This is a genomic window from Methylobacterium sp. J-092, assembly GCF_022829325.1.
Lineage (GTDB): Bacteria > Pseudomonadota > Alphaproteobacteria > Rhizobiales > Beijerinckiaceae > Methylobacterium.
Genome location: NZ_JAKSXU010000070.1, coordinates 35,252 through 49,242, shown reverse-complemented (window position 1 = coordinate 49,242; position 13,991 = coordinate 35,252). Strand labels below are relative to the sequence as shown.

The following is a 13,991-nucleotide window of genomic DNA, read 5'->3' as shown; positions in this document are numbered from 1 at the left end:
TAGCCGTCATAATGGAGGAAATCCCGATGCGTCATGTCATCCTCGGCGCCGCCCTTGCCCTGCTCTTGCCGATCGCCGCCCAGGCGGAAGGCGATGCGGCCGCCGGCGAGAAGGCGTTCGCACCCTGCAAGTCCTGCCACAACTTCGAGAAGAACGGCGTCGGCCCGAACCTCAAGGGCATCGTCGGCGAGAAGGCCGGCGAGGGCCGCGACGGCTACGCCTTCTCCGCGGCGCTGAAGAACTCGGGCATCACCTGGGACGAGGCGAACCTCAAGGAGTGGCTGGTCGACCCGAAGAAGAAGGTCCCCGGCACCAAGATGGTCTTCCCGGGCATCAAGGACGAGAAGAAGGTCGAGGACATCATCGCCTACCTCAAGTCCAAGACCTGAGCGTTCGACGACCCGGCCATTCAGGTCAGGCCGAGGGCCGTTCCCGCTCGCGCGGGGACGGCTTTTTTTCTTTGCGGTCGCCGAGTTTCGCAGGAGTCGACATTGCCGGCCCGATCAGGCGTCGGTGCCGTCGTGCAGGCCGGTGCGGAGGGTGACGAGATGGTCGAGCAGGGCGCGGCGCCCCTCGACGTCGAGACCGGTCATGCCGCCGGCCTGATCGGGAATGCAGGCCAGCGGCTTGCGCAGGGCCCGGCCGGAATCAGTCAGGAAGATGCTGACCTGGCGCTCGTCCGCACGGTCGCGGGCGCGCCGGACCCGGCCCGACGCCTCGAGCCGCTTCAGCAACGGCGTGAGCGTCCCGGAATCGAGGAACAGCCGCGTCCCGATCTCCTTCACCGACAACCCTTCCTCCTCCCACAGGACGAGAAGCACGAGGTATTGCGGGTAGGTGAGGTCGTGCTGGCCCAGCAGCGTGCGATAGGCGCGGCCGAAGGCATGCGCCGCGGCGTAGACGGCGAAGCAAAGCTGGTTGTCGAGGCGCTGCGAGTCCGCGGACGCCTCCGGGACGATTGCGGGCTTCCTCGGCGCTCGCCGCTGCGAGCCTTGCCGAACGGACATGGGCTTTTCGACTCCGGTTGACGACGCTGGTCAAATCCCAGCACGAATTCGGTCAGGCGTAGGCACAGATCGGACGCAGTATCTCGGTCGGGCAATATCTTAGCCAGCACGGAGCGATTGCACAATCTATGCGATCATCCTGCGGCTTTTCGAGACGGACTACCCTTTCCAATCCTTCAGCGCGGCGAAGGGGCTGCCCGAGCGATCCGGCGGCGGCGGATTGAGAATCGGCTCGACCTGGGCGATCGCGTCGGCGAGCGAGAAGGCCGAGCCGGCGGGCAGCTTGCCGCCGGCGGCGTCCTTGTGGCCGCCGCCGCGGAACTTGCGCGCGGCATCCAGGGCGGTCTCGTCGTTCGAGCGGAACGACAGGGAGCCCGTGCGCTGGACGTTGCACACCCGCTTGGCGCCGCCGCGATCCATGATCAGGTCCGAGACGCGCTGGAAGGTGCCCGAATCGAGGCCGAACGAGAGCAGGGTCCCGTCCGAGAGGGGGCGGAACAGCACGTCCGAGCGCGCGAGCACGCGGGCGATCCGCATCCGCGTGGTCAGGTTGCGGTCGTCGTCGTCCTCCCCATCGAGGAGCCGATCGAGGACCTGCCGGCGCAGCGCGGCGACCCGGGTCTCGATCTCGGCGGGCGCCAGGCCTTGGTCGATCAGCCCCGAGACCGCGCGGAGCAGCGCCACGACAAAGCGGTCGTGCCAGGGGTGGCCGACCGGCACGAGGTTGCCGACGTTGTCCCAGAACACCTCGTCGAGCATCAGCCCGCCGGCGAAGGTCGGGCGCTCCTTCTTCCACAGGTCGAGGGCGTCCACCGCCTCGACCAGGGCGTTAAGATCCTCGCCCTCGCGCGTCGCGTAGAGGCTGCGGTTGGCGTGCGCCATCCGCGTGGCGCAGTAGGTCTCGTCGATCAGGACGACGACGTCCGGGTCGTCCAGCTCGAAGCGCTTCGGCGAGGCCGCCTCGTCCACCGGCTCGACCCCGTGCTGGCGCAGCTGGTCGATCGACGAGGCGTGATGGTCGAGGACGATCAGGCGGTGGCGGGCATCCTCGGCCCGCTTGCGGTTCATCGCGACGAAGCTCTTGAGGAACTTCACCGCCACCGGCTCGAGCCCGAGATCGGTCATGATCAGCATCTCGGAGGCTTCCGCCTTCGACAGGCGCTTCAGCTCCTCCTCGACCACCGGGCCGACATCGGAGTAGCGCGGCACGTGGACGATCCGCGCGACGTCGACGTGGTTGCCGACGATCGCCACGGCGCCGTAGCCGTCGAGGTCGTGATGGGTGATCTGGGTGACGGTCACGGGGCGGTCCTCGGGAGCGATCTCGCCGCCTTATGCGGCACGGCGCGGCCCGGGGCGAGCCCTGCCGAGGCGTGCCTCAATGATACGGGTCGGCGGCGTCCCGAAGCCCGTCGCCCAGGAAGTTGAACGCCAGCACCGTCACCAGCACGGGCACCACCGGCAGCAGCAGCCAGGGGTAGAGCTGCACCGCCGAGAGGTTCTGGGCGTCGTTGAGCAGCACGCCCCAGCTCGTCACCGGCGGCCGAAGGCCGAGGCCGAGGAACGACAAGGCGGTCTCGCCCAGGATCATCGTCGGGATCGAGAGCGTCGCCGAGGCGATCAGGTGGCTCATGAAGTTCGGGATCAGGTGCCGGCCGATGACGCGGGCGGGCGAGGCGCCCATCAGCTCCGCCGCCTGCACGAAATCCTCCTCGCGCAGCGCCAGCAGCTTGCCGCGCACGGCGCGCGCGAGGCCCGGCCAATCGAGCAGCCCGAGGATGATGGTGATGCCGAAGAACACCCAGAGCGGGCTCCAGCTCGGCGGCAGCGCCGCAGACAGGGCGAGCCAGAGCGGGAGCTCGGGCAGCGAGCGCACCACCTCGATCAGCCGCTGCACCGCCGCGTCGACGAAGCCGCCGAAGTAGCCGGCGATGCCGCCGAGCAGGAGTCCGAGCGCGAACGAGATCGCGACGCCGACGAGGCCGATCACCAGCGAGACCCGCGCGCCGTAGATCATGCGCGAGAGCAGGTCGCGGCCGAGCCGGTCGGTGCCCAGCAGATAGAGCGTCCCGCCCTCGGACGGGCAGACGAGGTGCCGGTCGCCCCGGCCGAGCCCGAGATGGGTGTAGGCGTCGCCGCGGCAGAAGAAGCGCAGCGGCTGCGGCGTGGCGGTGTCGGTGACGTAGCCGCGGCGGAAGGTCTCCATGTCGAGCTCGGCCCGGTACGGATAGACGAACGGCCCGACGAACCGCCCCTCGTGGAACAGGTGCACCGCTTGCGGCGGCGCGAACAGGTAGTCGCCGTTGCGCCTCGCCTGCTCGTAGGGGGCCAGGAACTCGACGAAGGGCACGGCGGCGTAGAGTGCCAGGAGCACGAGCGCCGAGGCGACGGCGATGCGGTGGCCGAGGAACTTCCGGAAGATCAGCCGCCAAGCCGAGGCGTAGGCCGTGCCGGAATCACGTCCGCCGCCGGCCTCCGGATCGAACGGCGCCGGGTCGACGAAGTGAGGTGCCACGGGTGCCGTCTCGGGCACCATCAGCGTGCCCCCATGCGGATGCGCGGATCGAGCCAGACCAGGACGAGGTCCGAGATCAGCATGCCGACGAGCGTCAGCAGCGCGACGAACATCAGGATGAAGCCGGCCATGAACTGGTCCTGGCTCTTCAGCGCGTCGAGCAGCAGCGGGCCGACGGTCGGCAGGCTCAGCACCAGCGAGACGAGCACCGATCCGGAGACGAGGTGCGGCAGCAGGTTGCCGATGTCGGCGACGAACGGGTTCAGCGACATCCGGAACGGATACTTGAGCAGCGCCCGCAGCGGCGGCAGGCCCTTGGCCCGCGCGGTCACGGTGTAGGGCTTCGCGAGCTCGTCGAGCAGGTTCGCCCGCATCCGCCGGATCATCGCCGCCGTGCCGCCGAGCCCGATCACGAGCGTCGGCACGGCGAGGTGGGCCAGCAGCGACTGGACCTTCGGCCAGTCCCAGGGCTTGCCGGTGAAGGATGCGTCGTAGAGGCCGCCGATCGACAGGCCGAACCAGATGTTGGCGTAGAACAGTAGGATCAGCGCCAGCAGGAACCCGGGCACGGCGAGGCCGACATAGCCGAGCACGGTGACGACCGCATCGCCCGCGGTATGGCGATGCGTCGCCGAGTAGATCGCGATCGGGATCGCGACCAAATGGACGAAGACCAGGGCCGCGAGGTTGACCACCAGCGTCAGCCAGAGCGCATCGCCCACCACCTCGGAAACGGGGCGATCGTACTCGAACGACCAGCCCCAATCGCCCTGCAGCAGCCCGGAGAAGCCCGCCGGGCCGGGCATCAGCCCGATCCAGATCAGGTACTGCTCGTAGACCGGCCGGTCGAGGCCGTATTGCCGGATCAGCAGCTCGGCCTTGGCGACCGAGGCCGCCTCGCCCATGGAGCGCAGCTCCATGATCCGGTTCGTCAGGAAGTCGCCCGGCGGCAGCTTGATGATTGCGAAGACGAGGGCGGAGATCACCAGCAGCGTCACCGCCATGGTGAGGACGCGGCGCAGCACGGCGATCGTCATAGCTGGGCCTGGCGTTCGGCCGGGCGGTCCCAGAACATCTCGTCGAGGCGCTGGACGCCGATCATCGCGGTCGGCTCGAAGGCGTACAGCGCCTTGGCCGGCAGGTTGGCGAGATGGCTCGATGCGACCACCGGCTGCAGCGCGCCCCCGACCGTGCCGATGACCCAGGTGTTCTCGGCGTGGTTCATCAGCATCTCGCGCCAGATCGCCGCCTGCCTGCCCGCGTCGTCGGTGTCGCGCCACTGGCGGTCGAGGTCGATCAGGCGGCGGACGGCCTCGACGTCGCACGCCTCGCCGCTCGCCCCGTGCGTCTCGACGTGAAGGCTCCAGCGCGGCCAGGAATAATGGTCGCTCTGCGCCGGGCTCAGCTCGGTCGGCGGCATGATCGCCGTCGGCACCGCGAGGTCGAGCCCCTGCGCCGCCACCATCACCGTCATCCCGGCCACCGAGCGACGGCGCAGGTTCGTGCGCTCCTGCGGCTTGACCACGAGCTTGATCCCGACCTCGCGCCAGAACTCGCCGATCAGCAGCAGCCCGTCGAGGACCATGGAGACCTCGCCGTCGCTCTCGACGACGAGCTCGAGCAGCCGGCCGTCCGGCATCAGGCGGATGCCGGAGGGGTCGCGCTGGTCGAGGCCGGCGGCGTCGAGCAGTCTTTCGGCCGCCGCCGGATCGTAGCCCGCATGCAGCGTGCGCATCTCGGGCGCGTAGAGCGGGCTCTCGGGGATCAGCGTGTCGTTGCCCTCGGTGCCGAGGCCGAACAGCAGGGTGTTGTTGAGGGTGCGGCGATCGATGGCGAGCGACAGCGCGTGGCGCCAGCGCACGTCGCGGTTGAGGGCGCGCCAGCCGGGATCGAGGGTCGTCAGGTTCGGGTAGAGCGCGATCTCGGAGCCGCGCGCGAGCGGCCACAGGTTGGTGCGGTAGCCGTGCGCGCGCTCGCCCTCCTTGAGGCTCGGGATGTCGGCCATCGTCAGGCCGCGGAACATCAGGTCGGCCTCGCCGGCATTGGTCTTGGCGACGAGCAGCCCGCTCGAGGCGACGTCCATGACGATGCGGTCGAGATAGGGGAGCTGCGTGCCGGCCGTGTCGACGCGGTGGTAGTAGGGGTTGCGCTCGAACACGAAGCGCGTCGCCGGCGCGCGGGTGCGGGGCCGCCACCCCTGCAGGGTCGGGGCGTCGGGATTGTTCAGCTCGTAGTTGTCGTCCATCCGGTTGTGCAGCGCCGCCCAGCCGCGGAGCTTCTGCGCCTTGGCCGCGGCCTCGGCCTTCTCGCGCCCGACGTATCGCGGATGGACCGGCTTCAGGTAATGCGACGGGCGGTAGATCAGCGGGTCGCGCGGCGCGGCGAGGGCCGGCAGGAAGCGCGGGTTCGGCCGATCCCAGGTGAAGCGCACGGTGACCGGATCGACGATCTCGACGGTCGGCGGCTTGCCGTCGACCAGCAGGAAATCGGGCGGGCCGCCGGGGCTCAGATCCCTGTCGTTGGCGACGTCTTCCCAGTAGTAGCGGAAATCCTCCGTGGTGAAGGGCTCGCCGTCGGACCAGCGATGGCCCTTGCGCAGGGTGAAGGTGAAGCGCCCGCCCTCGACCGCGACGGCCGCCAGCACGTCGGGCTTCAACACGAGGTCCGCATCGTAGCCGACGAGGCGGGTGTAGCCGTAGACCGAGAGGTAGCGCACGTCCCGCGCCTTGGCGATCAGGGTGCGGATCGTCCCGCCGCTGGTGCCGAGCTTGCGCGCGGCGGCGGCGGGATCGACGACGAGCGGGGTTTCGGGCGGCCCTGTCCGAGGGGTATCCGCGCGGGCGAAACGAGGAGCGGCGAAAACCGTCGAGGCAGTCGCGACGCCGATCAACAATGCACGGCGCGAAATCCCGGCATCCGATGTGCGCGCCGCCTCGGCGCGCGTCTCCCTCCCCCCCTTGCGGGAAAGGGTACCTTGCGCAGCAGGGGGGGAGGGGGAGCCCGCGCTTTCGTCGTTCCGAAGCCCGATCAAGCGGCTATTCCTCGCTTCGGCGAATGCAGCGCCACGTAGGTCAGCCGGGCCGGCGAGTAGCCGGTGGCGCGGTGCAGGTCGTCGAAGGCGTGCGCGCGGGCGATGCCGGCTGCGGCCTCGCGGGCGAGCGGGTCGTCGGCCGGCTGCTCGAAGCTGCGGCCGTTGCGCTGCCAGCGGATCGGCTCGGCCCTGACGCGCCGAGCCTCGTCGCGCCCAGCCTCGTCACGCAAGGTCTCGATCATCGCGATGGTGGGATGCGCCGGGCCGCCATGGGCATGGATGCGATGGCCGGCGGCGTCGTCGTCGAACAGAAGGCGGGTGAGGCCCAGGCGCCTCGCCTCGATCACCCGCCGCCCCTGCGAGACGTGGTCGTCGAAGAACGCGACCGTCGTCGCCGCATCGAGCTGCGACCAGTCGGCCGTCGACCAGTCGGCGGTGCTGTAATGCGCTCTCGGGTCGCGATAATGCAGGTTCGACAGGTCCGGATCGTGGCAATGGATCGTCGCGTCCGGGCAGGCCTGCCGGATCACCCAGGTGGTGAGCCCGCGGAAGACCCCGGACTCGATGACCGTGGCCGGCGCCAGCGCGCGCATCGCCACGTAGAGCTGGAGCGCGCCGTTGAATCCGCTGCCGCCGCGGCGCTGGCGCACCGGCGCCGTCGGGATCAGCGTCCAGAACCGCCGCACCGCCGCGGGCACGTCGAGGCCGGTCGCGATGCCCGACGCGGCAAGGTCGCGCTGCAGGCTGTCGGCCGCGGAGCCGAGCAACTGGTCGACCTCGCGCGGCGAGGTCGGGCGGTGCGACCAGTCGGGGGCGGCGGGCACGAGGTCGTAGCCGAGCCGGTCGAAGAACGGCGCCAGCACGCGGCGGCGGAGCCGTTCCAGCGTGCGGGACGGGCGGGGCGTGCTCATGCGGCCCGCCGCGCATCGGCTGCGCCGTGGCGGACGTGGTAGCCCGGCTCGATCTCGACCATATGGCCGGCCTCGTCGGGCGCCAGCCGGTAGGGCTCCGGCCAGCGGCCCGGGTCGGAATGGTCGCCGGTGACCGCCGAGAAATCGAGCGGGTGGTCGAGGCTCGGGTCGGGCACCGCGGCGAGCAGCGCGCGGGTATAGGGATGGACCGGGTTGCGGAACAGGGCGGCCTTCGGAGCCTGCCCCACGATCCGCCCCCGGCACATCACCGCGATGGTATCCGCCATGTAGTCGATCACCGCGAGGTTGTGGGAGACGATGAGGTAGGTCAGGCCGAGCGCGGCCTGCAAGTCCTTCAGCAGGTTCAGGATCTGGGCCTGCACCGAGACGTCGAGCGCCGAGACGGGCTCGTCGAGCACCAGCACCTTCGGATCGAGGGCGAGCGCCCGGGCGATGCCGATGCGCTGGCGCTGGCCGCCGGAGAAGGCGTGCGGATAGCGCCCGAGCGCGCCGGCTTCGAGGCCGACCATCGCCATCAGCGCCTCGGCCCGCGCCCGGCGCTCGCGCCCGCCGATCCCGTGGATCTCCATCGGCTCGGTGAGGATCTGGCGCACGGTCATCCGCGGATCGAGCGAGGCGTAGGGGTCCTGGAACACGAACTGCACGGCGCGGCGGTAGGCGAACAGGTCGGCGCCGGCGAGGGCGTGGACGTCGCGCGGGCCGGTGCCGTCGTCGAACAGGATGCGGCCGGCATCGGGCGCGAGCGCGCGCATCACCATCTTCGACACGGTGGTCTTGCCCGATCCGGATTCGCCGACGAGGCCGAGCGTCCTGCCGGGCACGAGGTCGAGCGACACGTCGGAGACCGCCCGCACGACCCGCAGCGGCCCGCCGAACCGCCCCGAGCGCAGGGTGAAGACCTTCGAGACCCCTTCGATGCGCAGGATCGGCCCGTCGATCGCCGCCGGCCTGCGTGCCGGCGGGATCACCGCCCTGGCCGGGCGGATCGGCGTCAAGCGCTCGCCCGGCGCCATGTCGAAGCGCGGCACGGCGTGGAGCAGCGCCTTGAGGTAGGGGTGGCCGGGGTCGCGCATGACCGCGCCGCGCGGGCCGGACTCGACGAGGCGGCCGCGATAGAGCACCGCCACGTCGTGGGCGACGTTGGCGACGACGCCGAGGTCGTGGGTGATCAGCAGGATCGCCATGCCGGTCTCGTCCTGCAGCCGGGTCAGCAGCGCGAGGATCTGGGCCTGGGTCGTCACGTCGAGGGCCGTCGTCGGCTCGTCGGCGACGAGCAGGGCGGGCTTGAGGATCAGCGCCATCGCGATCATCGCCCGCTGGCGCAGGCCGCCGGAGAGCTCGAACGGATAGGTGTGCAGCGCCCGCGCCGGATCGGGGAAGCCGACGCGGGCGAAGGCGTCCCTGGCCTGCGCGTCGGCCTCGGCCCGGGTGGCGTTGCCGTGGATGCGCAGCGCCTCGCCGACCTGGTCGCCGATGGTGTGCAGCGGCGACAGGCAGGTCATCGGCTCCTGGAAGATCATCGCGATGCCGGCGCCGCGGATCGCGCGCATCGCCGGGCCGTCGGGGGGCAGCGCCGCGATGTCGGTCGCCCCGCGGCCGGTGTCGAACAGGATGCGGCCGGCGCTGATCGTGGCCACCCGGGGCAGGATGCGCAGGATCGCCTGTGCGGTCACCGACTTGCCCGAGCCGGATTCGCCGACGAGCGCCAGGGTCCGCCCGCGCATCACGTCGAGCGACAGGCCGTGCAGGGCGCGGAACGGCGCACCGTGGCCGCCGAAATCGACCTGCAGGTTCTGGATGGACAGGAGCGGGCTCAAGCGATCCTCGCAGGCGCGTCGGCCGGGCAAGTCCACCACGCCGGAACCGCCCCGTCCACCGCCGGCGGCCGGAACAGATGCCGCGGGTCGCAGAGCGTCACCGCCGGATGCCGGAACAGGATCGCGAACAGGGCGCCGAGGAAGTCCCAGATCGCTTCGTCGTGGGCGAGGTGGTGGGTAAGCAGCCCGACCGGCCGATCGTTTCTCTCCGCGATGGTCCGGCACAGGGTGTCGATCAGCCGTGCGGGATCGACGAGCGAGCGCGTGCCGCGCCAGTCGATCGGGTCGATCGCGACGTCGGCCCGCATCAGGCCGGGCACCGCCGCTCCGGGCACCGACGACAGCCCGCGATAGCCCAGCGCCGGAAGGGCGGCGGCGATTTCGGGGGCGAGGCGGTTCCACGGCGGCACGAACACCGGCAGGAGCCGGTCCGCCGGAAGCCGCGCGCGGGCGAGGCGCAGGCCTTCCGCGGCGTCCGCGATCGCGAGCGGCAGGGGCCGGTCGGCGCCGAACTCCGATGGTTTGCTGCCGGGTGCGGCGTGATCGGTGTGGGCCAGTCCGTGCACGGCGAGGCTGACGCGTGGCGCGTCGGCGAGACGCTCGCTGAGGGACGGCTCGATGCCTGCCGGGATCGCCGCGACGAGCAGCGGGGACGCGAAGGTGTCCGAGAGGTCGAGCAGGCGGTCCAGGGCGGGCGTCGCGGCGACGGCATCGTCGTCCCGCCACCAGATCGGCACGCGGCGGCCGTGCGCGCCGGACTCGTCGAGGACGGCGCGCAGGCGGTCGAGCGGGGTCTTCTCCGCACGGGCGCTCCGTTTCTTCGCGGCGAGGAGCGTTTCGACGATGGCGACCGTGCGCCGTGCGCCGTCGAGCGCGATGCCGTGATCTGCCGGGATCGGCGCTCCGGCTGCAGACGCGATGGCGTCGAGCAGCGTCGCCGCGGAAAGTGCGTCCTCGGGCACGATCCGGGCCAGGCCGCGGGCGGCGAGGTGCTGGGCACGCAGGCTCTGCTCGGTCTCGGCGCCTGCCGCGAACGGCACCAGCACGGCGGGCGTCCGGGTGGCGAGGAGATCCACCGCGGTGTTGTAGCCGCAGGCGCTCACCGACACCGCGGCCCGCGCCAGAAGCGCGCGATAATTCGGCTGCGCCCGCGTCAGGACGCCGTCGGCCAGCCTCGCGCGCATGGCATCGATCTCGGCCTGCGCGATGCCGTGGCCGGCAAGGATGCGCCAGCCGAGGTCCGGCCTCCGCCGCGCCGCGTCCGCGGCGGCGCGGCAGAGGCCGAGCCCGGCCGCGCTCGACCCGGCCGAGACCAGGACGCCCGCGCGGGCATCCGCATCCTCGATCGGCGCCGCGTCCTCGTCGACGTAGCCGGTGTATCGCAGCTTGGCGCGCAGATCCTCGTCCACCGGCCAGGAGGCGTCGAGGGCGACGAGATCGGGGTCGCCGTGCACCAGCACCGCGTCGTAGATCTCGGCCACGCGCGCATGCGCGATACGGATCTTCCGCGGCTTCTCCGGCGCGACGAGCACGTCGCGGATCGAGGCGAGGATCAGCGGTCGCGGGCGCCGCACGGATGCCGCCTCGACGAGGTCGAGGAATTCGGCTTCGAGCGCGCGGCGGCCGAACGGGAACAGCTCGGTGATCACCACGTCCGGAGCCGTCTCGGCCAGCACCCGCCGAAGCAGTGCCCGGCGTGCCGCGAGCAGGTCGGCGCCGGCCGCGTGCCCGTCCGCGCCGAGAAGCCGCGCGAAGGCGGTGCCGACGATGTGCAGCGGCGGCAGTTGCACGAGGCGGAGGCCGTCGAGCCGCACCATCGGCGCGGGGCCGCCGCCCGAGACCAGGGTCACCGCATGGCCCGAGGCGGCGAAGGCGCGGCCGATCGCGGCGGCGCGGGTCAAGTGACCGGCGCCGAGAAGATGCGTGACGGCGATCAGCACCCGCATGCGCAGGCCTCCGCCGCTCGCTCGGGCGCCGATGCGGGACGCAGCGGCGCGATTCCCGCCGAGGCGGCGAGCCGCCCGCCGATCAGGTCGATGCCGGCATCGAGCGAGAAATCCCGCAGCAGGCGCGCGCGGCCGGCGTCCGCGAAGCTCCGGCGCCGCACCGGATCGCCGGCGAGCCGCAGGATCGCCGCGGACAACGCCGCGGGATCGCTCGGCGCGACCAGGCATCCCTCGACGCCGTCGGTGACGAATTCCGGCGTGCCCGCGAAGGCGGTCGCGAGGATCGGCAGCCCCTGCGAGGCGGCCTCCATCAGCACGTTGGGCAGGCCGTCGCGGTCGCCGGACGGCGCAGGCTTGGTCGGCAGCACGAAAAGGTCGGCCGCCCGCATCGCCGCGATCACCGCCGGTTGGGCCAGGGCGCCCCGGAAGGCGACGCGGCCGCCGAGCCCGCGCTCCGCGACGCGGTCTTTCAGGTCCTCCCGAAGCTCGCCGCCGCCGATCAGGTCGAGGCGCCAATGCAGGTCCGGCGGAAGGGCCGCGAGCGCGTCGATCAGGTCGTCGTGCCCCTTCTTGGCGACGAGCCGGCCGACGCTGAGGATCCGAATCGGATCCTGCGAATCCGTGCCGTCGCGCGGCGGCCGGAGGGGCGGCGCCGGAAAGCGGGCGAGATCGAGGCCGTGATAGGCCAGCGCGACGGAGCCGGCTTCCGCTGCCGCCCGACCCGCCGACACCGCCCGCAGGCGGCCGAGGCCGTCTCGGGTGCAGGTCACCCCCCAGGCCGCGTCGGAGAGCTTGTCGGACAGCTCGCGGTCCGGCGTCGTCCAGATGTCCTTGGCGTGCGCGGAAAAGCTCCAGCTTCGCTCCGTCAGGAGCGCGGCGTAGCGCGCGACGCTGGCCGGCGTGTGGAGGAAATGCGCGTGCAGGTGCCGGACCGCCTCGGGCAGCTCCCGCGCCAGCACCAGAGCCTGCCCGAGGCGGCGGATGCGCGAGGCCGTCGGGTCGTGCAGGAAATCTGTGGCGAATTGGAGCGCCAGCGCGACGAAGCGCCGGCGGCGGAGGCCCCAGGCCAGCCCGCGCAGCACCCGCAGGGGCGCCTCGTGCAGGTATTCGGGGAGGTAAGCCACCGGCGCCGCGATCGCGTCGTGCATCGGATGGCGGCTCGCGTCGGTCGGGCGGCGCAGCGACCAGATCGCCAGCGCGAGGCCGCGGCCCTCGAGCGCCAGGATCTCCTGCGCGATGAAGGTCTCCGACAATCGCGGATAGCCCTTCAGCACGATCGCGATGCGCGCCTCGCTCACGGCCTGTCACCGAGGGCGAGGACGGGTCCGCCAGCGTTCAGCACGCGGACGCGCTCGGCGATCCGGTCGAGGCCGCCGAGCAGGTCGGGGATCCGCGCGCGCGACGGAGGCGCCTGGTCCGGCAGGGCCCGGAGCGCCGCCGCCATGCGCATGGGGTCGCGCCCGTCCGCCTCCAGCACGGTGCGGGCGAGTCCGAGGCCTTCGGCGGCCACCGCGCGGATCTCCTGCTCACGCCGCGGCGTGGTGCGCGGCACCAGAACCGCTCGCTTGTCGAAGGACAGGATCTCGCAGAACGTGTTGTAGCCGCCCATCGCCACGACGCCCGACGCCTTCTCCATCAGGAGCTCGATCTCGCTGTCGAAGGTGATCGCGGAGAGCCGGCCCGGCAGCCGCGCGATCCGGCCCAGGAATGCCGCCCGGCTCTTCGAGGCGAGGAAGGGTCCGAAGGCGATCAGCGCGGGAAGCGGGATCGCGGGATCGGCCTCGTAGGCCGAGATCACCCAGTCGATCAGCCCGTCGCCGTCGCCGCCGCCGCCGGGGGTGACCAGGATGAACGGCTCGGCCGCGACGCCGGGCTCGGCCCGGTCCGGTCGGGGGCGCGGCGCGGCGCGGTGGAGATAGCCGGTGTAGGTCGTCCGGTCCGAGAATTCCGCACCCACGGGAAGCGCGTCCAGCGGCCGGTGGATGCGCGCGAGGCCGTAGATCCAGATCTCGTCGTAGAACCGGCGGACCGCCTCCGAAGCGCCCTTTCGCTCCCATTCCGGCACGAGGCGGTCGGGGTCGTCGAGGACGTCGCGCAGGCCCAGCACCACACGGCAGCCGCGGGCGCGCAGGTGCTCCAGGGTCGGAAGCATCTCGCCGTGGAAGCCCGTCGGCTCCTTATCGACGATCACCAGGTTCGGCCGGAAGTCGCGGGCGGTGCGCAGGACGATGTCGGCGCGCCGGGCGACCGTCTCCTGCAGCGACGCCTGCGGGTCGAGCCCGGCATAGCTGCCGTCGGCGCGCTTGGTGACGCCGGGCACGCGCACGGAGGAGACGCCGCGGGCGAAGGCGAAGCGCGCGACCACCGTCGAGCCGGAGACGATCATCGCCTCGACCTCGCCGGTGCCGGCCAGCGCGTTCGCGATGGTGCGCGAGCGGCGCAGGTGCCCGAGCCCGAACGTGTCGTGGCTGTAGATCAGGACGCGGCTCGGGCGCATCACGGTCTCATCCTCGAACGCCCCCTCGCGCCGCCGCCATCCGCGCCCCGGCACGCGCAGCGCATGCAGGTGCAGCGTCGCAGCCGGTCTGCGGTCGCACAAGCCGGGCCGCCGTGACAATGCCTCGCGTGGGGCGACACCGCATTCCGGAGTGACGGAGGCCCGAGGCTGTGAGTCCGCGCACGCTCGGGCTTCGCCTTTTCGTTGCACGATGACATGCGTGTGACGCGCGGGCTCGCGAGAGGG

Annotated in this window: 11 protein-coding genes; 1 reads left to right on the top strand and 10 read right to left on the bottom strand. The window is 71.8% G+C overall.

The annotated features are described in order from the left end of the window. Nucleotides 1-26 precede the first annotated feature (26 nt). Nucleotides 27-389, top strand: a complete 363-nt coding sequence (locus tag MKK60_RS07565; RefSeq protein WP_147725000.1) for a c-type cytochrome — start codon at nucleotides 27-29, stop codon at nucleotides 387-389. A 114-nt stretch (nucleotides 390-503) separates the two neighbouring features. Here the strand turns inward: MKK60_RS07565 and MKK60_RS07560 are convergent, their stop codons facing one another. The 10 genes from MKK60_RS07560 to MKK60_RS07515 all read right to left on the bottom strand — a co-directional run bounded on the left by MKK60_RS07560 (nucleotide 504) and on the right by MKK60_RS07515 (nucleotide 13,847). Continuing rightward, entirely contained in the window at nucleotides 504-1,007 is a 504-nt protein-coding gene (locus MKK60_RS07560) for a MarR family winged helix-turn-helix transcriptional regulator (RefSeq protein WP_147724998.1), read from the bottom strand. A 159-nt stretch (nucleotides 1,008-1,166) separates the two neighbouring features. Continuing rightward, nucleotides 1,167-2,309, bottom strand: a complete 1,143-nt coding sequence (locus tag MKK60_RS07555) for a dimethylmenaquinone methyltransferase (RefSeq protein WP_243984805.1) — start codon at nucleotides 2,307-2,309, stop codon at nucleotides 1,167-1,169. A 76-nt stretch (nucleotides 2,310-2,385) separates the two neighbouring features. Next, entirely contained in the window at nucleotides 2,386-3,543 is a 1,158-nt protein-coding gene (locus MKK60_RS07550) for an ABC transporter permease (RefSeq protein WP_279604017.1), read from the bottom strand. Next, a complete protein-coding gene (locus MKK60_RS07545; RefSeq protein WP_147724992.1) occupies nucleotides 3,543-4,559 on the bottom strand; it encodes an ABC transporter permease in 1,017 nt (338 codons plus the stop codon). The genes MKK60_RS07550 and MKK60_RS07545 overlap by 1 nt, the downstream gene beginning before the upstream one ends. Beyond that, on the bottom strand, nucleotides 4,556-6,412 hold the full coding sequence (locus MKK60_RS07540) for an ABC transporter substrate-binding protein (RefSeq protein WP_243984802.1): 1,857 nt from the start codon (nucleotides 6,410-6,412) through the stop codon (nucleotides 4,556-4,558). The genes MKK60_RS07545 and MKK60_RS07540 overlap by 4 nt, the downstream gene beginning before the upstream one ends. Nucleotides 6,413-6,549: 137 nt before the next feature. Then, the gene (locus MKK60_RS07535) at nucleotides 6,550-7,464 is read right to left on the bottom strand and encodes a hypothetical protein (protein WP_243984800.1); all 915 of its coding nucleotides are present in this window, start codon (nucleotides 7,462-7,464) and stop codon (nucleotides 6,550-6,552) included. After that, nucleotides 7,461-9,302 (bottom strand): ABC transporter ATP-binding protein, encoded by a 1,842-nt coding sequence (locus tag MKK60_RS07530; RefSeq protein WP_243984799.1) that lies wholly within the window; start codon nucleotides 9,300-9,302, stop codon nucleotides 7,461-7,463. Before MKK60_RS07530 ends, MKK60_RS07535 begins: the two co-directional genes overlap by 4 nt. Next, nucleotides 9,299-11,248 carry a glycosyltransferase gene (locus MKK60_RS07525; protein WP_243984796.1) on the bottom strand — a complete coding sequence of 650 codons (1,950 nt, stop codon included), beginning with the start codon at nucleotides 11,246-11,248 and terminating at the stop codon, nucleotides 9,299-9,301. Before MKK60_RS07525 ends, MKK60_RS07530 begins: the two co-directional genes overlap by 4 nt. Further along, nucleotides 11,236-12,546, bottom strand: a complete 1,311-nt coding sequence (locus MKK60_RS07520; RefSeq protein ID WP_243984794.1) for a glycosyltransferase family 4 protein — start codon at nucleotides 12,544-12,546, stop codon at nucleotides 11,236-11,238. Before MKK60_RS07520 ends, MKK60_RS07525 begins: the two co-directional genes overlap by 13 nt. Continuing rightward, entirely contained in the window at nucleotides 12,543-13,847 is a 1,305-nt protein-coding gene (locus MKK60_RS07515) for a glycosyltransferase (RefSeq protein ID WP_313901116.1), read from the bottom strand. The genes MKK60_RS07520 and MKK60_RS07515 overlap by 4 nt, the downstream gene beginning before the upstream one ends. Nucleotides 13,848-13,991 lie beyond the last annotated feature (144 nt).

Bases quoted from the DNA above. Each gene is read 5' to 3' on its own strand.
- MKK60_RS07565 (WP_147725000.1), top strand. From the start codon at position 27: ATGCGTCATGTCATCCTCGGCGCCGCCCTTGCCCTGCTCTTGCCGATC.
- MKK60_RS07550 (WP_279604017.1), bottom strand. From the start codon at position 3,543: ATGGTGCCCGAGACGGCACCCGTGGCACCTCACTTCGTCGACCCGGCG.
- MKK60_RS07545 (WP_147724992.1), bottom strand. From the start codon at position 4,559: ATGACGATCGCCGTGCTGCGCCGCGTCCTCACCATGGCGGTGACGCTG.
- MKK60_RS07525 (WP_243984796.1), bottom strand. From the start codon at position 11,248: ATGCGGGTGCTGATCGCCGTCACGCATCTTCTCGGCGCCGGTCACTTG.
- MKK60_RS07535 (WP_243984800.1), bottom strand. From the start codon at position 7,464: ATGAGCACGCCCCGCCCGTCCCGCACGCTGGAACGGCTCCGCCGCCGC.
- MKK60_RS07560 (WP_147724998.1), bottom strand. From the start codon at position 1,007: ATGTCCGTTCGGCAAGGCTCGCAGCGGCGAGCGCCGAGGAAGCCCGCA.